Here is a 20,839-nt window from a genome sequence, read left to right on the forward strand (position 1 = left end):
GGTCATTCCTCTCCGACGACGATGAGCGGCTTGATGCAGTCGTCGAGCTTGGACGAGAACACGTGATAGGCCTCGGCGATGTGCTCGAGCGGGAAGCGATGGGTGAGCAGTTCGGACGGACGGATGTGCCCGGACCGGATGTGGTCGAGCAGACGCGGCCACTGCCGTTTCACGGGCGCCTGGTTGCCGCGTACCGTGAGCCCCTTGTTCAGGATGTCGCCGAGGCGCACCGAGGTCACCAGAGGACCGTACGCGCCGAGGATCGACACGGTGCCGCCCTTGCGCACGCTGTCGATGGCCCAGTTCACGGCGACGGGCGAACCGCCCTGCAGCTTGAGCTTCGCGCTGGACACGTGCTGTATGACGCTGCCGTCCGCCTCCGCGCCGACCGCGTCGATCGCCACGTCCGCCCCGAGGTAGCCGGTCGCCTTCTTCAGTGCGAGGACGATGTCCCCGGCCTCGTGCAGGTGCATCGTCTCGGCGAAGGCGAAGTTGCGGGCTTTCTCGAGTCGGTAGTCGAGGTGGTCGACCACGATCACCCGCCCCGCGCCGAGGAACCAGGCCGAACGGGCGGCAGCCAGCCCGACGGGCCCGGCGCCGAAGACGACGACCGTGTCCCCTTCCGCGATGTCGGCTTGTTGAGCCCCGAAGTAGCCGGTCGAGAACGCGTCGGTGAGGAGCAGCGCGTCCTCGGAGGCGAGCCACTCCGGGATCACGGACGGGCCGACGTCCGCGAACGGCACGCGGACACGCTCCGCTTGCCCGCCGTCGTACCCACCCGTCGTGTGCGAGTACCCGTAGATCCCGCCGACGGCGGTCGCGTTGGGGTTCACGTTGTGGCAGTTGGAGAAGAGGCCTCGGCGGCAGAAGAAGCAGGAGCCGCAGTAGATGTTGAACGGCACCATCACCCGGTCGCCCGGTCGCAGGGTCTCGACGGAGGGACCGACCTCCTCGACCACCCCGACGATCTCGTGACCGAAGGTGTGCCCGATGCGGGTGTCGGGCATCATGCCGTGGAACAGATGCAGGTCCGAACCGCAGACGGCTGCTCTCGTGACGCGGACGATCGCGTCGTTCGGATGCTGGATCGCCGGATCGGGTTTCTCCTCGACGCGGATCTTGTACGGTCCGCGGTACGTCATGGCCTTCATCGGGTGCTCCTTCGGTTCATCGTGCCGGTCGGTGTCGGATCCCTCCCCCTCAGAGGAGGCGTCAGTCGGGCGTCCTCCTCGAGTCCGGTGGCGGAGGGGCGACCGGACCTTCGGTCACGCCCTGATGGTTCAGATCGAACGCCGGACGCTCGCTGCGGATGCGGGGCATGGACGTGAAGTTGTGCCGCGGCGGCGGGCACGACGTGGCCCATTCCAGCGAAGCACCGTACCCCCACGGGTCGTTGACCAGTACTTTGGGTGCTTTGCGGGCGGTGATCCAGACGTTCAGGAAGAACGGCAGCATCGAGGCGCCGAGGATGATCGCACCGATCGTGGACACCTGGTTCTGCCAGGTGAACTGGTCCTGATCCGCGTAGTCGGCATAGCGCCGCGGCATGCCCTCGACGCCGAGCCAGTGGTGGATGAGGAAGGTCATGTGGAACCCGACGAACAGCATCCAGAAGTGCACGTAGCCGAGACGCTCGTTGAGCATGCGACCCGTCCACTTCGGCCACCAGAAGTAGAACCCGGCGAACATCGCGAACACCACCGTGCCGAACACCACGTAGTGGAAGTGCGCCACGACGAAATAACTGTCGTGGAGCGGGAAGTCGAGAGGAGGGGAGGCCAGGATCACGCCGGTGAGACCGCCGAAGACGAACGTGACGAGGAACCCGAGGGCGAAGACCATGGGCGTCTCGAACGTGACCGAGCCCCGCCACATCGTTCCGATCCAGTTGAAGATCTTCACCCCGGTCGGCACGGCGATGAGCATCGTGAGGAGGGCGAAGAAGGGCAGGAGCACAGAGCCGGTGACGTACATGTGGTGCGCCCATACGGCGACCGAGTAGGCGGCGATGGCGATCGTGGCGTAGACCAGGGTCTTGTACCCGAAGATCGGCTTCCGGCTGAACACCGGGAAGATCTCGGACACGATGCCGAAGAACGGCAGCGCGATCACGTACACCTCCGGATGGCCGAAGAACCAGAACAGGTGCTGCCAGAGCAGCACACCGCCGTTCTGGGGATCGAAGATGTGGGCGCCGAGGATCCGGTCCGCCGCTGCGGCGAAGAGAGCGGCCGCGAGCACGGGGAACGCCATGAGCACGAGCAAGCTCGTGATGAGGGTGTTCCACGTGAAGATCGGCACCCGCCACATGGTCATGCCCGGCGCACGCATCGTGATGATCGTCGTGATGAAGTTCACCGCACCGAGGATCGTGCCGAAGCCCGAGATCCCCAGACCCACCATCCAGAGGTTGCCGCCCACACCGGGGGTGAAGGTCGCGCTCGCCAGCGGTTGGTAGGCAGTCCAGCCGAACGACGCGGAGCCCTGCGGGGTGAGGAAGCCGGCCACCGCGATGGTCGAGCCGAACAGGAACAGCCAGAACGAGAACGCGTTCAGACGCGGGAACGCGACATCGGGAGCCCCGATCTGCAACGGCATGATCGCGTTCGCGAAGCCCGCGAACAACGGTGTCGCGAACATCAGCAGCATGATCGTACCGTGCATCGTGAACAGCTGGTTGTACTGCTCCTTCGTCGGCACGATCTGCATCCCCGGCGCGAACAGCTCCGCACGGATCACCAGCGCCATCACGCCGCCGAGGAGGAAGAACATCACCGAGGCGATGAGGTACATGTACCCGATCGTCTTGTGGTCGGTGGAGGTGATCCACTTGACGACGATGTTGCCCTTCTGCTCGACGCGCGAGGAACTCATCAGCGCAGCGCGACGGGCATCGGCGCGTCTGGTGTCGGTCGACATCGAACCCTCTTCCTCCCCGCGCCCGGTGCGCGATGGATGCGCCGAACGTAGGCGCGGGGGGAAGCGCCTCTCAGGGCGTTGACAGATCCGGCAGTCGGGAGGATGATCCGCGGCGAGCCCGGCCGCTCCGAGCCGCCAGCACGACTCCACCGAACACCGCCGCGAGGAGCGATCCGACGAGGACGCCGATCTTCACGTGATCGTCCGCGACGCTGCTGCTGCCGTAGGCGAGCTCACCCACCAGGAGCGAGACGGTGAATCCGATGCCGGCGAGGAGGGACATGCCCGCGAGGTCCGGCCACCGCAGGGACTCGTCGACACGAAGCGCCGGTACACGGCTCAGCAGGAACGTCGTGAGAAGGATGCCGATCGGCTTCCCGAGGACGAGCCCCACGATGATCCCGATCGTGATCGGGTCGGTCAGCGCCGAGACGAGACCGTCGACACCGCCGATCCCGACTCCGGCCGAGAAGAACGCGAACACCGGCACGGCGACGAGGGTGGCCACGACGCCCCAGCGGTCGGCGAAGTGCGCGGCGAGGCCGTCGTACACGGGTGCGCCGTCGGCGTCCGTTCCGGTGCGCACCCGCGCGCGCTCGGTCGGACGCACGGGCACCATGAAGCCGAGCAGCACTCCGGCCACCGTCGCATGCACCCCCGACGCATGCACGAACCCCCACACGGCGAGGGCGAGGGGGAGCAGGATCCACCAGGACCGGATGCCGTTCTGCGCGGCGAGCGCGAAGCCCGCGAGCGGAAGGAGCGCGAGGATCAACCACGGGAAGCTGATGCTCTCGGTGTAGAAGGTGGCGATGATCGTGATCGCGATGAGATCGTCGATGATCGCGAGCGTCAGCAGGAACACCCGCAGGGCCGGGGGCAGGAAGCGGCCGACCACGGCGAGCACGGCGATCGCGAACGCAATGTCGGTGGCCGTGGGGATCGCCCACCCCCGCAGCACGTCGCCGCCAGAGGTCGCGTTGATCGCGACGAACATCAGAGCAGGCACGACCACACCGCCGACCGCGCCGGCGATGGGAAGAGCGGCACGGCGCGGATCGCGGAGGCGACCGGCGACGAACTCCTCCTTCAGCTCCAGTCCGACGACGAAGAAGAACACCGCGAGCAGGCCGTCGGCGGCCCAGGCGCCGACACTGAGCTCGAGGTGCCACTCCGGAATCCCGAAGCGGAAGTCCCTGACGGCCTCGTACCAGGGGGCGGCGGGGGAGTTGGCGAGGATCAGCGCGGCGAGCGTGGCGGTCAGCAGCAGGCCACCGCCGAGCACGTCGCTGCGGGCGGTGGAGCGGATGCCGCGCCAGAGCTCATGCGGCGCGAGGCGGAAACGGGTAGGGGACGACGAAGAAGACACAGGGATACCTCACGGCAGATGGATGGGTGACGCGATGGCGCCGCACCCGTCCGGGCGCGGCTTATCCCCGTGGCGGCGGGCAGCCAGCGATCTCGCCGTGCGAGAGGGTGCCCCAGACGCTCGTCCACCCGTTGGTGCCGGGGTGCAGGACCACGCGCATCCACTCCGTCATCGGCGTCGCGGACGACAGGCGGCGCGGAGCGCGCGTCGAACCGGCGACGTGGAGGGAGGGCACGGATCCAGGCTATCGGTCCGTGCGCCGGGTCTGCTGACGGAGTCCTGGGGACATCGGAAGACGGGAAGAGGGACCGTCCGTGCGGACGATCCCTCTTGCTGTCCGTGCCCCCGACAGGAGTCGAACCTGCGACCTACGGTACCGGAAACCGGCGCTCTATCCACTGAGCTACGGAGGCGTACCGATCGACAATATCACTCGTCGGGGGTGGTCTCCGACATGCCGGCCTCCGTGACCGGCGCGGCGCGCAGTTCGTCGAGCGCTGCGGCCAGCTTTTCCGCGAGGTAGCGGTGCCCGTCGGTGGACGGGTGCTTGCGTCCGACCTCGACGTCGATGACGGAGCGATAGTTGTCGTCGGTGATCCAGTCGAGCTCGATGGGGGAGATGTACCACCAGCCGCGTGCCGAGGCGAGTGCTGCGAGGTCTCGGTCGATCCGTGCCGTCTCGGCACCGACCGGCAGCTCGTGCGGCGCGGGGCCGAGCACGACGATCGCCGCCTCCGGGTACAGCGCGGTCAGTGCGTCCCAGGCGGAGGTCACGGCCTCTCGATAGCCGGCCGCCCCCTGGGCACGATCATTGATGGAGCCCTGGATGATGACGAGATCCGGATCCAGGGTCGGGTCCAAGGCGGCGATGCGGTCGCCGAAGGTGGGGCCGTCGATACCGGGCTTGAGGTAGCCGCTGCCACGGACGCCGTCCACGATGGTGGAGCCGTGCAGGAGATCGGCGAGCACGTACGCGTAGCCCAAGGTGGGCTCGGAGGCGGCCGAGCCGTAGGTCCAGGAATCACCGAAGACGAGCACGGTCGGCTCATCGGGGAGCGCGAGAGGCACGGGGGCGATCACGGTGGTCGCCTCGTCTCCGGCGGGGGCGCCGATCGGCGCGGAGGAGGGTGCCGGAACCCAGGGGCGCCAGACACCGAGGACGCCCGCGGCGACGGCGACGAGGAGGGTGGCGGCGACACCCGCGATGCGCAGTCGGCGAGAGGCGGCGGGGGCGTTCATGGCATGAGAGTAGATCACGGAGGACGGATCGCAAACTCCACGCGACGTGGGGGGACGGAACGAGCCGGCGCACCCCCGTAAACTGGGCAGTCTATGAATCCTGAAACGCTCGCCCACGCCCTCCTCGCCGTCCTCGCCCCCATCGCCGAGGAACGACGTCCGGGCGAGCCGTTCGACCTCTCCGCCGCCGACATCGTGCTCGAGCGCCCGCGCAACCGCGACCACGGCGACTGGGCCTCGAACATCGCCATGCGCCTGGCGAAGCCGCTCGGTACGAACCCCCGCGAGCTCGCCCAGCAGATCGCCGACGGGCTGTCCGGTGTGGACGGCATCGCGAGCGCCGAGGTCGCCGGCCCGGGGTTCCTCAACATCCGCCTCGACGCGGCGGCCGCGGGTGCGCTCGCGAAGGTCATCGTCGACGCCGGTCCCGCCTACGGGACGAACTCCTCGCAGGAAGGCGTGAGCGTGAACGTCGAGTTCGTCTCCGCCAACCCCACCGGACCGCTGCACATCGCGCACACCCGCTGGGCTGCCCTCGGCGACGCGATCGTCCGCCTGCTCCTCGCCAGCGGTGCCCACGCGGTACGCGAGTACTACATCAATGACGCCGGTGTGCAGATGGACCGGTTCGCCGCGTCCGTGCTGGCTGCAGCCAAGGGGGAGCCCACTCCGGAGGGCGGTTACCCGGGCGAGTACATCGCGACGCTCGCCGGCCGCGTGCGGGAGGCCCGCCCCGACCTGCTCGACCTTCCGGAGACGGAGCAGCTCGCCATCGCCCGCGAGCTCGGCTACGAGTACCAGCTCGCGGAGATCAAGAACTCCCTCGAGCGCTTCAACGTGCCGTTCGACGTGTGGTTCTCCGAGCGCACGCTCCACGCGAAGGACGCCTCGGGTTCCAGCCTCATCGACCAGGCCGTCGACCGTCTGCGCGAGCAGGGCCATGTGTTCGACCAGGACGGCGCCGTGTGGGTGCGTACGACCGACTTCGGCGACGACAAGGACCGCGTGATCCGCCGCTCGAACGGCGAGTACACCTACTTCGCCGCCGACGCCGCCTATTACCTGAACAAGGGCGACCGCGGCTTCCGCGACAAGATCTACCTGCTCGGGGCCGACCACCACGGCTACGTCCACCGCCTCAAGGCGGTCGCAGGGGCGGCGGGCGACGACCCGGCGAAGAACATCGAGGTGCTGATCGGCCAGATGGTCTCGATCAACGGCGCGCGCCTCAGCAAGCGCGCGGGGAACATCATCGAGATGGACGACCTGCTCGACTGGCTCGGCACGGACGCGCTGCGCTACTCGCTGGAGCGTTCCCCCGCCGATTCGCCGCTCGACCTCGACCCGGAGCTGCTGCAGAAGCGCACGAACGACAACCCCGTGTTCTACGTGCAGTACGCGCATGCCCGTACCCACAACGTCGCGCGCAACGCCACGGACTCCGGCGTCGACCGGTCGGTCTTCGCCCCGGAGACGCTCACGCACGAGACCGAGGCCGCGCTGCTGGGCGCGCTCCAGGAATTCCCGCGCATCGTGGCCTTTGCTGCCGAGGTGCGCGAGCCTCATCGCGTCGCCCGCTACCTGGAAGAGCTCGCCGGCCTCTACCACCGCTGGTACGACAACTGCCGAGTGATCCCGCTGAGCGACGCCCCTGTGGAGGATGTGCACCGCACGCGTCTTTGGCTCAACGACGCCGCAGGGCAGGTCTTCCGCAACGGACTCGACCTGCTCGGCGTCTCCGCACCCGAGCGGATGTAGGGGCCCCATGAGCGACGACAACCGGACCCTGCCCTACCCGGAGCCTTCGGGCGAGCATCCGACCCTCGTGATCCCCGACTCTGCGGACGGTCGTGAGCCCGCGAAGGTCGCGCGCCGCCGCCGGTGGCCGTGGGTCGTGCTCATCGTCGTCGTCGTGCTCGCGCTGCTCGTCGTCGCAGCGGAGCTCGTCGCGCGGGCCGTTCTTCCCGGGGCCGTCCGCTCGATCGTGATCGAGCAGCTCGACCTCCCTGCCGACCAGCAGCTCGACGTCGAGACCGAGGGACTCCTGCTGCCGCAGCTCGTCGCGGGCCGCCTCGACACGCTGCACCTGTCCACCGAGGCCGTCACCCTGGAGGGGATTACGGGGGCGGCGGATGTCACGGCGACGTCGGTCCCTCTGCGGGGCGGCGACCTCGGCGGCGCGGACGGCACGATCCGCATCGATCAAGATCAGTTCACGGCGCTGCTCTCCGACACGGAGCTGCCCGTGGACACGGTCGAGTTCGCCGCGCCGAACGCGACGCTCGGGGGTTCGTTCCCGGTGCTCGGCACCGCGGTGCCCGTGTCGGTGACCCTGAAGCCCGGAGCGGTCGAAGGAGACCTCGAACTCACGCCGGTGGCGGCGAGCGTCGGCGGGGTGGACATCGATCTCGACCGTGTGGGATCGTCACTCGGCTCTCTGGGTGAGGGGATCACGGAGCCCCGGCGCGTGTGCATCGCGAACCAGCTCCCGGCCGGTCTCACTCTGACCGGCCTCGAGATCGTGGGCAGCGAGGCCGTGATCGACATCGACGTCGACGGAGCGATCGTGACGGACGAATCACTCCAGGAGAAGGGCACCTGCGACCGCTGAGCGGTCCCCCCGGATCAGGGGGCCAGGCGCTTCTCCAGCCGGGCAGCGAGCTCCGACGGACGTTGCAGGGGGATGCCGTGTCCGCACCCCTCGACGACCTCGAGCGTGGAGCCGGCGTGCACGCGGCTCAGCAGCGCGGCGGAACGGCGCATGAGGGGCTTCTCTTCTGCGCCGACGAGCACCAGCGCGGTGCCGGAGTGCGCGCGCCAGGCGGGCGGGGCTGTGAAACGCAGGTTCTCCTCGACCGCGCGCAGCAGGGTCGTACGGGAGATGGTGCGCGAGGTCTCCAGGTAGCGGGGGAGGAGCTCTTCCGGGATGAACAGCTCTCGTGCCTGCAGGCGGGCGAAGCGCTCGTTCCTGGCGAGGCCGGCCGTCAGCCGGAGCAGCGCGAGCGTCGGTCCGATGGCGCGCAGCGGTTCCGCCTGGGCGCTGATCACCACAGCGTCCGCGACGAGATCGGGTCGCCGCGCCGCGAGCAGGACGGCGAGCTGGGCGCCGAGTGAGAAGCCGACCACGGTCGCCGGCCCCGTTTCCCGCTCCAGCAGCGGTGCGAGCGCTGCCACCGTCTCCTCATGAGACGTGTAGTCGGCTGTCACGCTGCGGCCGTGGCCCGGGAGATCCGGGACGATGACCCGCCGTTCGGGGTGGAGATGACCGCGCACCGGCTCCCACATCCAGCCGGCGACGCCGCCGCCGTGCAGGAAGAGGAGGGGCGGCCTGCCCGGCGGACCGAACGTCTCGTGATGCATGTCACTCCGTCTCGAAGCTCGCGGCCATGCGGCCGATCGTGTCGATGGCGCTCTCGGGCGTGCGCCGGTCGAGGGGACCCAGCGTGCGCGCGGCGCAGAGCACCCCGAGGGTGGCACTGGGCAGCGCGAGGACCAGAGCGCCGGGCTCCACGTCCGGTACGATCCGGCGCCCATCCTGCCGTGTGCGGATTCCGTCGACGACATGGTCGTGACGCGCCCGGTACCGGGCGGGTGGCCGCGCGGCGACGTGCGCGCCGAGCACTCCCGCGACGTCGAGGAACGCGGCGGTCATGAGGTCGTCGCCGAGCAGCGCCGCCGGGTCGAAGGTGCGGCCCCGGCGGTCGCCGCCAACGGCCTAGGCATCGGGCCTTCGGGCGAACCACTCGCGCAGCGCGGGGATCACGAGGTCCGGGCGGTCGCGTTGCACCCAGTGCCCGGCACCGGGAGCGACCAGGAGCTGCCCCGCCGGCAGACTCTTCGCGGCTTCCTCGATTCGCTTCAGCGACACGCCGGAATCCCGCTCACCGTGCACGAGAAGGACCGGGACGCGGATCTCGGAGAGCCGGTTCCGGTAGTCGGTGCGGAGCCGCAGCGGTCGCATCTGGTCACGCTGCCAGCCGCCGAACGTCGTGAGACCGGGGCCGGTCGCGGCCTCGGCGAGAACCGCGTCGACGAGAGCGGGGGTACGGGCATCCGGGGAGCGCACGAGAGCCTGGAGGCCGCGCGCCATCGACTTCCGGTCGCGCGCATATGCGCGTGTCATCGTGCCGAGCAGCCCGGAACGCAGGAGAAGGAAGGTCGACAGGTGGGCGATGGGGCCGAACATCCCGTCCGTCAGGCGGGGCATCAACCCATAACTGCCCAGGAGTGCTGCGGAGGTCGCGCCATCCGGACGGTCGAGGAGGTGCCCCACCACCAGCCCGCCACCCAGGGAGAGGCCCCCGATGGCGTACGACCGCAACCCGAGGGCATCGACCAGGTCGCCCACGTACTGCACCAGGTGCTCCTGCGTCAGGGCCGCACCGAGGCGCGGACTGCGCCCGTAACCGGGGTGGTCAGGCGCGAGCACGCGGTGCCCGGCGGCAGCCAACGCCGGCCCGACCTCGCCCCACGAGAGTTCCGCGCTGTCTGCACCGCCGCCGTGCAGGAGCAGCACAGGCGCCTGCGTCTCCGCGGCGGGGCGCCACTCCACGACCGACACGTCCGCGCCGCGGACTGCCACGGTGTGCCGTCTTGGTGCAGACATGCGGACCCCCCCTCGTCGTGACCACCGTATCCGTCGCGGCCACAACGAGGAGCGTCATCCCTTCTCAGCCGTGCCGTTCTCCTCGGCCGCCGCGCGCTGGGCGTCGCGGAGCTCGGCCGTGGCGATCTTGACGTCGACCTCCGCGCGCTGCAGTCGGCGCTGGACGAAGGTGCGCGCGCCGTACCGCTCGTGGAGTCGATCGCCACGCTCCTCCTCGGCCGTGACGATGTAGGCGCAGGCGACGAGGATGACCTGCGTGGACAGCTGCAGCCAGATCAGCAGGGCGAGCAGCGACGCGAAGGAGGCGAGCAGCGGGTTGCTCGTCGCGCCCCCCACGAAGAGTCCGGAGAGCTGCTGCAGCACGATCAGGCCGAAGGCGCCGAGGAACGCGCCCGCCCAGAGCGACCGCGCCGCGGGGCGCACCCCGGAGAGCAGGAGGAACGCGCCGACGATGAGGGCCGCGTCCAGGATGAAGACCACCAGCAGCGACAGGATCCGGACCGTCCACGCGAGCAGCGGCGAATCCGACGGTACGCCGAGCAGGTCCCCGATCCAGGTGACGCCGAGCTGGCCGATGAACGTGACCCCGGCGGCGAGAACGAAGGCGAGCCCGATGCCGACGCCCAGGAGCAGGTTGCGGATGATGACCCAGATCCACAGGATGTCGGACTGGATCGTGCCGGCGATGGTACGGATGGCGGTGCGGAGAGACCCGATGGCACCCAGCGCGGCCCCCACGAGAGCGACGAGAGAGATGATCCCGGCGATCGAGAATGATGCCGGGGCCCGGAGGTCCTTCGTGCTGATCACACCGTCCTCACCGATGAGCCCGGGGACTGCCGACTGCACGGCATCGATGATGGCCCGCCAGGCGTCCGGATTGCCGGAGAGCCAGAGAGCAGCGAGGGAGAAGCCGAGCAGCACGCCCGCGAAGACGCTGAACAGGGCGCGGTAGGTCACGCTGTCCGCGAGCATCGGGCCGCGGCGCTCGGTGTAGAGCAGTGCCGCCCTGACCGGGCGCCGGGCCAGTGCCCAGGCGATGATCGGTCCGGTGATGCGGGCGACGAGTCCCGGTCGTGCCGGGGCTGCGGAGCGGTTCTCGGAGTCTCGGGTGTCGGTGTCTGCCACGCCCCTACCCTATGAGCCGCCCGACGGCGGTCCCCAGGGGGTTGACGCGGCGTGTCACCATGACCAGGCGGGTCCGGGGGGTGCCCTAGAATCGGGGCAACTCGATGTGCGCCTTCCGCCCGAGATCCGTCCCATGATTGGTGTTCCGTGCTCGACTCTGCCGCCACGCTCGCTCCGGACTGGCTCGTCATCCCCGACGATCCGAACGATCTCGCGGCTGGGGTCTGGCCGGCGTCGGCGCGGCGGGACGAGGACGGATCGCTCGTTCTCGCCGGTGTCCCCGCGCCTGAGCTCGTCCGGACCTACGGCACCCCGCTGCTCGTGCTCGACGAGGACGAGGTGCGCCGACGCGCCAGGGCCTTCCGCGAAGCGTTCGACCGCGCCGCCGCCGCACACGGAACGGTCGCACAGGTGTACTACGCGGGCAAGGCCTTCCTGTGCACGACCGTCGCCCGGTGGGTCGTCGACGAGGGGCTCCGCATCGACGTGTGCACCGGAGGCGAACTCGAGGTGGCGCTCGCCGCGGGCGTCGCCCCGGCCTCGCTCGGTTTCCACGGCAACAACAAGTCGGTGGCGGAACTGGAGCGCGCGGTCGCGCTCGGCGTCGGCACGATCGTCGTCGACAGCGCGATCGAGATCGAGCGTCTGGCCGCCATCACCGCCCGCACCGACGCGGTGCAGCGCGTGATGGTCCGGGTGATCAGCGGCGTCCACGCCGAGACCCACGATTTCCTCGCCACCGCCCACGAGGACCAGAAGTTCGGCTTTCCGCTCTCGGAGGCGGAGACCGCCGTGGCCCGGATCCGCGAGATCCCGGGCCTGGAGTTCGCAGGCCTGCACTGCCACATCGGCTCCCAGATCTTCGGCGTGGCCGGCTTCCGGGAGTCCGCGTCGCGCGTGCTGGAGTTGCACGCGGCGCTGCTCGAGGACGGCCCGGTACCGCAGCTGAACCTCGGTGGCGGCTTCGGTATCGCCTACACCCGGGTCGACGACCCCACTCCCATCGACGAGCTGGCCGACGGCATCGTGGCGGCGGTGGCCGAGGGATGTGCCGCGCGCGGCATCCCCGTGCCCGCGCTCTCCTTCGAGCCCGGTCGCGCGATCGTCGGCACGGCGGGGGTCACCCTCTACGAGGTCGGCACGACGAAGGACGTCACGGTGGCCTCCGGGGCGACCCGTCGCTACGTCAGCGTCGACGGCGGCATGAGCGACAACGCTCGGACGGCCCTCTACGGCGCCAGCTATTCCGCCCGGTTGGCCTCGCGCACGGGGACGGGCGATCCGCAGCTCAGCCGCGTGGTCGGCAAGCACTGCGAGTCCGGCGACATCGTCGTCGACCACGAGTTCCTGCCAGGCGACGTCGCACCGGGCGATCTGCTCGCGGTGCCGGCGACCGGTGCCTACTGCGCCTCGCTCGCGAGCAACTACAACCACGTCCCGCGGCCGCCGATCGTGGCGGTCCGTGACGGGCACTCGCGCCTGATCGTCCGCGGCGAGACCGTCCACGACCTGCTGGCCCGAGACGCGGGCATCGACGGGGCACATGCCCCCGAGGGAGCACGATGACCCACCCCCGAAGGAGCATCCATGACTGACTACAGACGACTTCGCGTGGCGCTGCTGGGCGCCGGAGCCGTCGGCTCCCAGGTGGCGGCCCTCCTGCTCCGCCACGGCGACGAGCTCGCCGACCGGGCGGGGGCCGCGCTGGAACTCGCCGGCATCGCCGTCCGAAACCTCGATGCCCCCCGCGACGTCGAGCTGCCGAAGGAGCTCTTCACGACGGATGCCGAGTCGCTCATCCTCGGCGCCGACATCGTGATCGAGCTCATCGGCGGCATCGAGCCCGCCCGCTCGAACATCCTGCAGGCGATCGGCTCCGGTGCAGACGTGGTCACGGCCAACAAGGCGCTGCTGGCCACCCACGGCCCCGAGCTGTTCGAAGCCGCGGACCGCGTCGGCGCCTCGGTGTACTACGAGGCGGCCGCCGCGGGGGCCATCCCGATCATCCGTCCGCTGCGGGACTCGCTCGCCGGCGACCGGGTGGTGCGCATCATGGGCATCGTCAACGGCACCACGAACTACATCCTCGACCGGATGGACACCGAGGGTGCCGACTTCGCCGACGTGCTCGCCGATGCGCAGCGCCTCGGGTATGCGGAGGCCGACCCGACTGCCGACGTCGAGGGCTACGACGCCGCGCAGAAAGCCGCGATCCTCGCCAGCCTCGCCTTCCACACCGCCGTGCCGCTGGACGCCGTGCACCGAGAAGGCATCACCTCGATCACCGCGTCGATGATCGAGGAGGCGAGGGCGGCCGGCTTCGTCATCAAGCTGCTCGCGGTCTGCGAGCGGATCGAGGCCAACGGTGCGGAGTCCATCTCCGTGCGGGTCTATCCGGCCCTCGTCCCCGTCTCGCACCCGCTCGCCTCCGTGCACGGAGCGAACAACGCCGTCTTCGTCGAGGCTGAGGCCGCCGGCTCCCTCATGTTCTACGGAGCGGGGGCGGGCGGCGTGCAGACGGCCTCCGCCGTCCTGGGTGACGTCGTCTCGGCCGCACGCCGGCACATCGCGGGCGGCGTCGGGGTGGGTGAGTCCACGCGCGCGAACCTGCCCGTCGTGCCCATCGGCCACGTCACCACGCGGTACCAGATCACCCTCGAGGTCTCGGACGCCCCCGGCGTGCTGGCCACCGTCGCGAGCATCCTCAGCGACGGAGGCGTGTCCGTCGCCACCGTCGTGCAGACCGTCGAGGGGGAGGACGAGCCGACCGCACGTCTCATCATCGGAACGCACCGCGCGACCGAACAGGCGCTCAGCGACACTGTGGACGTGCTCGCCGAGAGCGATGTCGTCGCCCGTGTGGTATCCGTGCTCCGGGTGGAAGGCGAGTGACGACCGTGACGGCTCCGGCCCCGGAGGAGCACGGTGCGCGCGTCGGCCGTACGGTCGAGGTGACGGTGCCCGCGACGAGCGCCAACCTCGGCCCCGGCTTCGACACGCTCGGACTGGCGCTCGGCATCTACGACCGCCTCGAAGTGACCGCCTTGCCGGAGGGGCAGCTCGAGATCGAGGTCTCCGGCTCCGGCGCCGCGGAGATCCCGCGTGACGCGTCGAACCTCATCGTGCGCACGATCACCTATGTGTTCGCCGACGCGGGGCGTCCGGTCCCCGGGCTGCGCATCCTGGCCGAGAACGCCGTTCCGCACGGCCGAGGTCTCGGTTCCTCCGGTGCGGCGGTCGCGGCCGGCGTGCTGGCGGCGAAGGGGCTGCTGGCGGGTGACGTGGACCTCACCGACACCGATCTGCTGCGGCTCGCGACCGAGCTGGAGGGCCACCCGGACAATGTGGCTCCCGCGCTCTTCGGTGGCCTGACGATCGCCTGGATGGGGGAGAGGGGACCGCAGCACAAGAAGCTCCTCGTGCATCGCGGCGTGTCCCCGCTGGTCCTCGTCCCCTCGTACACCATGTCGACCTCGCAGGCCCGCTCGCTGCAGCCCCCGCACGTCTCCACGGCGGACGCGGTGTTCAACGTGTCGCGGTCAGCGCTGCTCATCGCGGCCCTGATGCAGAGCCCGGAGCTGCTGCTGGACGCGACCGCCGACCGACTGCACCAGGACTACCGCGCCGGGGCCATGCCCGAGACGCAGCGGCTCGTACAGGCGCTGCGTGCCGCGGGCTTCGCCGCGGTCGTCTCTGGCGCGGGACCCAGCGTGCTCGTGCTCGCCGACGGCCCCGGCAGCCGTCTGGACGCCGTGGAGCTGGCCAACCAGGTGACCGACACCCCGTGGGAGGCGCTCCTGCTCGCCGTCGACGTCCGTGGTGGTACAGTGGGGGATCGAGCGGAGGGCTCCACGTAGCATTCGTGAATCTGGCCCGATTGCATCTCTTGCAAGACCCGCACGCGAACCCCTGAGGCACAAGTGCCGAGGCTGGCTGACGCCGAGCGTCAGCCCGTGCGATCGTGCGCAGCACCCGTTGTGCGCGTTCACGCTCATTTCCCATGACCTATAAGGGAGTACTCGTGGAGAACCTCTCCGAGACCCAGAACGATCAGGCGGCTCCGGCCGCCGCTGCCGCCGTCGCCGAGCAGGTGACCGAGTCGGCTCCGGCCAAGAAGCGCGCGCCGCGCCGGGCGAGCACCGCCACGGCCGCCGCCAAGGCAGCCAAGTCCGCGGAGGAGTCCGGTTCCGCTGAGGCGCCCGCGGCTGCGGGTGAGTCCGCGGAGGCCGCGGAGGCCGCGCCGAAGGCGAAGGCGCCGCGCCGCACCCGCGCGAAGAAGGCGGATGCCGAGGCCCCCACCGAGCAGGCGGCCGCCGAGGCGCCGGCTGCCGAGGGCGCCGAGGCTCCGGCCGCGGCACCGAAGTCCGGACGCGGTCGCCGCACGAAGAAGGCCGATGCCGAGGCCCCGGCGGCAGCCGAGACGGTCGAGGCCGCATCGGCGGGCGCCGCGACGGAGGCCGCAGAGCCGGAGGCGTCCGGAGGCGGACAGACCAAGAACGACGGCGCGAAGAACGACGCCAAGAACGACAGCGGTGCCACGAAGGGCGACTCCGGCGACGCGGACGCTCCCGCGAAGGACGCGAACGGCGACGGCGACAACGGCGAGGAGCAGGGCGGCCGAGGCCGCAGCCGAAACCGTAACCGTAACCGCGGCCGCGGCCAGGGCGGCGGTCAGGAGCAGCCCCAGAACGCGCCCGCGGAGGACGACCAGTCCGGCAACGGCAACGGCAACGGACGCAACCGCCAGCGCAACAAGCGCCGCGGTGGAGCGCAGGTCGACGAGTTCGAGACGGAGATCACCGAAGACGACGTCCTCATCCCGATCGCCGGGATCCTGGACGTGCTCGACAACTACGCCTTCGTGCGCACCACCGGGTACCTCGCCGGCCCCAGCGACGTCTACGTCTCGCTCGGCCAGGTCAAGAAATACAACCTCCGCAAGGGCGACGCGGTCGTCGGCTCGATCAAGCAGCCGCGCGAAGGCGAGCAGCAGGGCCGCCAGAAGTACAACGCCCTCGTCAAGGTCGACTCGATCAACGGCCTCTCGGTCGACGATGCCGCCACCCGCGTGGAGTTCGGCAAGCTCACCCCGCTCTATCCGCAGGAGCGCCTCCGGCTGGAGACGGCTCCGGAGAAGCTGACACAGCGCATCATCGATCTCGTCGCACCGATCGGCAAGGGGCAGCGCGGCCTGATCGTCGCGCCGCCCAAGGCCGGCAAGACGATCGTCCTGCAGCAGATCGCCAACGCGATCGCACAGAACAACCCCGAGGTCCACCTCATGGTCGTGCTCGTCGACGAGCGCCCCGAAGAGGTCACGGACATGGAGCGCACGGTGAAGGGCGAGGTCATCGCCTCGACGTTCGACCGTCCGGCGGAGGACCACACCACGGTCGCCGAGCTCGCGATCGAGCGTGCCAAGCGTCTCGTCGAGCTGGGCCGCGACGTCGTCGTGCTGCTCGACTCGATCACCCGCCTCGGTCGTGCCTACAACCTGGCTGCTCCGGCGTCCGGCCGCGTCCTCACCGGCGGCGTCGACGCTTCCGCGCTGTACCCGCCGAAGCGCTTCTTCGGTGCCGCCCGCAACATCGAGAACGGGGGATCCCTCACGATCCTCGCCACGGCTCTCGTCGAGACCGGCTCGAAGATGGACGAGGTCATCTTCGAGGAGTTCAAGGGAACCGGCAACAGCGAACTGCGGCTGTCGCGCCAGCTCGCCGACAAGCGCATCTTCCCGGCGGTGGACGTGAACGCGTCCAGCACCCGTCGCGAGGAGATGCTGCTCTCGGCGGACGAGGTCAAGATCACGTGGAAGCTCCGCCGCGCCCTCGCCGGCCTCGACCCGCAGCAGGCGCTGGAGGTCGTGCTCGGGAAGCTCAAGGAGACCCACTCCAACGTGGAGTTCCTCGTCCAGATGCAGAAGTCGATCCCGACGCTGCCTTCGGGCGCCCACGGACACGACAACAACATCCGCTGAGGCCCTGAGTGTTCGAGTCCGTCCAGACTCTGATCGACGAACACCGCCGGGTACAGGAGGAGCTCTCCGACCCGGCGGTGCACGCCGACGCGGCACGCGCGAAGCGCGTCAACCGTCGGTACGCCGAGCTGTCGCGCATCGTCGCAGCGCACGAGGCCTGGACGGGTGCCGTCGACGATCTGGAGGCGGCACGGGAGCTCGCGCGCGAGGATGAGGTATTCGCCGCGGAGATCCCCTCCTTGGAGGAGGGCGTGCAGGCGGCGCAGGAGCGCCTCCGACGACTCCTCATCCCGCGCGATCCCGACGATGCGCGCGACGTGATCATGGAGATCAAGGCGGGGGAGGGCGGTGCGGAGTCGGCGCTCTTCGCTGCGGACCTGCTGCGGATGTACGTGCAGTACGCCGCGTCGAAGGGGTGGAAGACCGAGCTGCTGGAGCGCAACGAGTCCGACCTCGGCGGCTACAAGGACGTCCAGGTCGCTATCAAGGGCTCCTCGTCCGATCCGGCGCAGGGGGTCTGGGCGCACCTGAAGTACGAGGGGGGAGTCCACCGCGTGCAGCGCGTCCCCGCGACGGAGTCACAGGGGCGCATCCACACCTCGACCACCGGCGTGCTCGTCTTCCCGGAGGTGGACGAGCCCGAGGAGATCCACATCGACCAGAACGACCTGAAGATCGACGTGTTCCGCTCGTCGGGCCCGGGCGGTCAGTCGGTCAACACGACCGACTCCGCGGTGCGTATCACGCACGTGCCGACGGGCATCGTCGTTTCGATGCAGAACGAGAAGTCGCAGTTGCAGAACCGCGAGGCCGCGATGCGTGTGCTGCGGGCTCGACTCCTCGCCAAGCAGCAGGAAGAACTCGACGCGGCCGCCTCCGACGCGCGCAAGTCGCAGATCCGCGGCATGGACCGTTCGGAGCGCATCCGCACCTACAACTTCCCCGAGAACCGGATCGCGGATCACCGGACCGGGTTCAAGGCGTACAACCTCGACCAGGTCATGGATGGCGCTCTCGATCCGATCATCGAGAGCGCGATCGCCGCCGATGAAGAGGCACGCCTGGCCGCTGTCGGCTCCGACGGCTGACCCGCCCCGCGCCGACCGTCAGATGGAGTAGTCCGGGGCGGTCAGTAGCGCCCTGGTGTCTTCACCGGCGGTCCGCTGCCGCGGTTTCGCCGGCACGCCGACGAGCACGCTGTCGGCGGGGGCGTCCTTCGTGACCACGGCGTTGGCGCCCACGACCGAACGTGCGCCGACCGTCACGGGGCCGAGGATCTTCGCCCCTGCGCCGACGGCGACGCCGTCCTCCAGGGTCGGGTGCCTCTTCCCGACATCCCGTGTCCGCCCGCCGAGGGTCACGCCGTGATACATGAGCACGTCGTCGCCGATCTCGGCCGTCTCGCCGATCACGACGCCCATGCCGTGGTCGATGAAGAACCGGCGACCGATCCGGGCTCCGGGGTGGATCTCGATGCCCGTCAACCAACGGGACACCTGGGATCCGGCGCGCGCGAGGAGCCGGAGGCGTCGACGCCAGAGGGCGTGCGAGACACGGTGTGCCCAGATGGCGTGCAGCCCGGGGTAGAGCAGCGCCACCTCGAGCGCGGTGCGCGCGGCGGGATCACGAAGGCGCGCGGCCGCGACGTCCTCCCGCATTCGCCCGATCAAGCCCATCGACGACCTCAGTCTTCGCGGAGGTCCTCGAACAGCGCGGTGGAGAGGTACCGCTCACCGGTGTCCGGGATGATCACGACGATGGTCTTGCCGGCGTTCTCCGGACGAGCCGCGACGGTGAGCGCCGCCGATACCGCGGCGCCGGAGGACATGCCGACGAGCAGGCCCTCCTTCGCTGCGAGCTCGCGGGCCACGCGCAGCGAGTCCGCGAACTCCGCCGTGATGATCTCGTCGAGCACGTCGCGGTCGAGCACGTCGGGCACGAAGTTCGGACCGATGCCCTGGATCTTGTGCGGTCCGGGGTGCCCCTCGGTGAGGACGGGGGAGTCCTTCGGCTCGACGGCGATGACCTGGACATCCGGCTTGGCCGCCTTCAGGGCTTGTCCCGTTCCGGTGACGGTACCGCCCGTGCCGACACCGGCGATGAAGATGTCGACGGCGCCGTCGGTGTCCCGGAGGATCTCCTGCGCGGTGGTCTCGCGGTGGATCTGCGGGTTGGCGGCGTTCTCGAACTGCCGGATCCAGACCGCGCCGGGAGTCTCGTCGACGATGCGCTTGACCTCTTCGATCGCGCCCTTCATGCCCTTCGTCGGGTCGGTGAGGACGATCTCCGCGCCGAAGGCCTTGAGCAGCACCCGGCGCTCCTTCGACATGGACGCCGGCATGGTGAGGATGACGCGGTAACCGCGGGCCGCGCCGACCATCGCGAGCGCGATGCCGGTGTTGCCGCTCGTCGACTCCACGATGGTGCCCCCGGGGGAGAGCTCGCCCGCGGCCTCGGCCGCGTTGATCATGGCGATGCCGATGCGGTCTTTCACGCTGGACGCCGGGTTGTAGTACTCGAGCTTCGCGAGCACGGTGGCACCGAGGCCCTCGGTCACGCGGTTGAGGCGGACGAGCGGGGTGTTGCCGAAAGCAGTGGTGATGTCGGGGTGGATGCCGGACATGGGGGAGCCTTCCTGTGCGGGTGCGCTGCCGCTCCAGCCTAGGCGAGCGCGATGGGGGCCGGGGCATTGTGACGGCTGCGCACTCTACGCTGGAGCCATGCCCGACCTCTCCCTCGCTGCGGCCGTGCGCGCCGCCGCGCAGCGTCTCGCCGACGCCGGTGTCCCTGACCCCCTCGTCGATGCCGAGCTGCTCGTCGGACACGTGCGAGGACAGCGCCGCGGCGAGGTGCAGGCCGCCGTCGTCCGCGGCGATCGCCTCCCCGACGAGGACGCGGTCGCGCTGGATGCCCTCGTCGCCCGGCGCGCACGCCGCGAGCCCTTGCAGCACCTCACCGGTACGGCGCCGTTCCGACACCTGGAGCTGGCGGTCGGCCCCGGGGTGTTCGTGCCGCGCCCCGAGACCGAGACGGTGGTGCAGTACGCCATCGACGCCCTCCTCGGCTCGGGGGAGCCGTCGCCGATCGGGGTCGACCTCGGCACGGGGAGCGGTGCCATCGCGCTCGCGATGGCCACCGAGGTCCCGCACTCCCGCATCTACGCCGCCGAGATCTCTCCGGAGGCCCACGACTGGGCGCGCCGGAACGTCGAGGGCGTGGACAACCTCACGCTCGTCCTCTCCGACCTGGCCGCGGCGTTCCCTGAGCTCGACGGCACGGCCACGGTCGTCATCTCGAACCCGCCGTACGTTCCGGATCAGGCGATCCCGCGGGATCCGGAGGTCCGGCTCTTCGATCCCGCCCTCGCGCTCTACGGCGGGGAGGACGGCCTCGACGTCGTCCGGGTGCTCAGCACCAGGGCGCTGCGCCTGCTCCGGCCGGGCGGCACGCTCGTGATCGAGCACGGCGAACGGCAGGGCGTGGCGATCAGGGAACTGCTCGCCGCCGACGGCTGGCGTGCCGCGGCGACGCACCGCGACCTGACGCTGCGCGACCGTGCCACCACGGCCGTCCGACCCTGATCAGCGAGCGTCGAGCTCGT

General features: G+C 70.1%; 19 protein-coding genes and 1 tRNA gene. 8 read left to right on the forward strand and 12 right to left on the reverse strand.

Features of this window, described 5'->3' with window-relative positions:
• Positions 1–2: 2 nt before the first annotated feature.
• The 6 genes from FY549_RS10780 to FY549_RS10800 all read right to left on the reverse strand — a co-directional run bounded on the left by FY549_RS10780 (position 3) and on the right by FY549_RS10800 (position 5,527).
• A complete protein-coding gene (locus FY549_RS10780) occupies positions 3–1,151 on the reverse strand; it encodes a zinc-dependent alcohol dehydrogenase (RefSeq protein ID WP_149085013.1) in 1,149 nt (382 codons plus the stop codon).
• Between the two features lie 61 nt (positions 1,152–1,212).
• Positions 1,213–2,919: a cytochrome c oxidase subunit I gene (gene ctaD, locus FY549_RS10785; RefSeq protein WP_200838740.1), complete on the reverse strand. Its 1,707-nt coding sequence runs from the start codon at positions 2,917–2,919 to the stop codon at positions 1,213–1,215.
• Positions 2,920–2,989: 70 nt separating this feature from the next.
• Positions 2,990–4,288, reverse strand: coding sequence for a Na+/H+ antiporter NhaA (nhaA, locus tag FY549_RS10790; protein ID WP_149085014.1), 1,299 nt, complete (start codon positions 4,286–4,288; stop codon positions 2,990–2,992).
• Between the two features lie 61 nt (positions 4,289–4,349).
• Positions 4,350–4,523, reverse strand: a complete 174-nt coding sequence (locus FY549_RS16530) for a hypothetical protein (RefSeq protein ID WP_187614854.1) — start codon at positions 4,521–4,523, stop codon at positions 4,350–4,352.
• A 105-nt stretch (positions 4,524–4,628) separates the two neighbouring features.
• Positions 4,629–4,701: transfer RNA gene (locus tag FY549_RS10795), tRNA-Arg, on the reverse strand.
• 16 nt (positions 4,702–4,717) lie between these two features.
• Positions 4,718–5,527 (reverse strand): SGNH/GDSL hydrolase family protein, encoded by an 810-nt coding sequence (locus tag FY549_RS10800; protein WP_149085015.1) that lies wholly within the window; start codon positions 5,525–5,527, stop codon positions 4,718–4,720.
• 93 nt (positions 5,528–5,620) lie between these two features.
• Between FY549_RS10800 and argS the strand changes: the two genes are divergently transcribed.
• Together argS and FY549_RS10810 are read left to right on the forward strand one after the other, a co-directional pair.
• Positions 5,621–7,285, forward strand: coding sequence for an arginine--tRNA ligase (argS, locus tag FY549_RS10805; protein ID WP_149085016.1), 1,665 nt, complete (start codon positions 5,621–5,623; stop codon positions 7,283–7,285).
• Positions 7,286–7,292: 7 nt separating this feature from the next.
• On the forward strand, positions 7,293–8,138 hold the full coding sequence (locus FY549_RS10810; protein ID WP_149085017.1) for an LmeA family phospholipid-binding protein: 846 nt from the start codon (positions 7,293–7,295) through the stop codon (positions 8,136–8,138).
• 14 nt (positions 8,139–8,152) lie between these two features.
• On the opposite strand, the gene FY549_RS10815 is transcribed toward FY549_RS10810, so the two are convergent.
• From FY549_RS10815 to FY549_RS10830, 4 genes are all read right to left on the reverse strand, one after another.
• Entirely contained in the window at positions 8,153–8,887 is a 735-nt protein-coding gene (locus FY549_RS10815) for an alpha/beta fold hydrolase (RefSeq protein ID WP_149085018.1), read from the reverse strand.
• Between the two features lies 1 nt (position 8,888).
• Entirely contained in the window at positions 8,889–9,179 is a 291-nt protein-coding gene (locus tag FY549_RS10820) for a hypothetical protein (protein ID WP_149085019.1), read from the reverse strand.
• A 63-nt stretch (positions 9,180–9,242) separates the two neighbouring features.
• The gene (locus FY549_RS10825; RefSeq protein ID WP_149085020.1) at positions 9,243–10,133 is read right to left on the reverse strand and encodes an alpha/beta fold hydrolase; all 891 of its coding nucleotides are present in this window, start codon (positions 10,131–10,133) and stop codon (positions 9,243–9,245) included.
• A 54-nt stretch (positions 10,134–10,187) separates the two neighbouring features.
• Positions 10,188–11,261, reverse strand: coding sequence for a YihY/virulence factor BrkB family protein (locus FY549_RS10830; RefSeq protein ID WP_187614855.1), 1,074 nt, complete (start codon positions 11,259–11,261; stop codon positions 10,188–10,190).
• Between the two features lie 147 nt (positions 11,262–11,408).
• Between FY549_RS10830 and lysA the strand changes: the two genes are divergently transcribed.
• The 5 genes from lysA (at position 11,409) to prfA (ending at position 18,326) form a co-directional block, all read left to right on the forward strand.
• Positions 11,409–12,827 carry a diaminopimelate decarboxylase gene (gene lysA, locus FY549_RS10835; RefSeq protein WP_149085021.1) on the forward strand — a complete coding sequence of 473 codons (1,419 nt, stop codon included), beginning with the start codon at positions 11,409–11,411 and terminating at the stop codon, positions 12,825–12,827.
• Between the two features lie 21 nt (positions 12,828–12,848).
• Entirely contained in the window at positions 12,849–14,153 is a 1,305-nt protein-coding gene (locus FY549_RS10840; RefSeq protein WP_149085022.1) for a homoserine dehydrogenase, read from the forward strand.
• Positions 14,150–15,118, forward strand: coding sequence for a homoserine kinase (gene thrB, locus FY549_RS10845; RefSeq protein WP_200838742.1), 969 nt, complete (start codon positions 14,150–14,152; stop codon positions 15,116–15,118). The genes FY549_RS10840 and thrB overlap by 4 nt, the downstream gene beginning before the upstream one ends.
• 164 nt (positions 15,119–15,282) lie before the next feature.
• On the forward strand, positions 15,283–17,238 hold the full coding sequence (gene rho, locus FY549_RS10850) for a transcription termination factor Rho (protein WP_222930637.1): 1,956 nt from the start codon (positions 15,283–15,285) through the stop codon (positions 17,236–17,238).
• Positions 17,239–17,246: 8 nt separating this feature from the next.
• A complete protein-coding gene (prfA, locus tag FY549_RS10855; protein WP_149085024.1) occupies positions 17,247–18,326 on the forward strand; it encodes a peptide chain release factor 1 in 1,080 nt (359 codons plus the stop codon).
• Positions 18,327–18,344: 18 nt separating this feature from the next.
• On the opposite strand, the gene epsC is transcribed toward prfA, so the two are convergent.
• On the reverse strand, positions 18,345–18,914 hold the full coding sequence (gene epsC / locus FY549_RS10860; protein WP_149085025.1) for a serine O-acetyltransferase EpsC: 570 nt from the start codon (positions 18,912–18,914) through the stop codon (positions 18,345–18,347).
• Between the two features lie 8 nt (positions 18,915–18,922).
• A complete protein-coding gene (gene cysK, locus FY549_RS10865; protein WP_149085026.1) occupies positions 18,923–19,861 on the reverse strand; it encodes a cysteine synthase A in 939 nt (312 codons plus the stop codon).
• 97 nt (positions 19,862–19,958) lie between these two features.
• Here cysK and prmC point away from each other — a divergent pair, with 97 nt between their 5' ends.
• Positions 19,959–20,819, forward strand: a complete 861-nt coding sequence (prmC, locus tag FY549_RS10870; protein ID WP_149085027.1) for a peptide chain release factor N(5)-glutamine methyltransferase — start codon at positions 19,959–19,961, stop codon at positions 20,817–20,819.
• Positions 20,820–20,839 lie beyond the last annotated feature (20 nt).

This window comes from Microbacterium sp. 1S1 (genome assembly GCF_008271365.1).
Classification (GTDB): domain Bacteria; phylum Actinomycetota; class Actinomycetes; order Actinomycetales; family Microbacteriaceae; genus Microbacterium.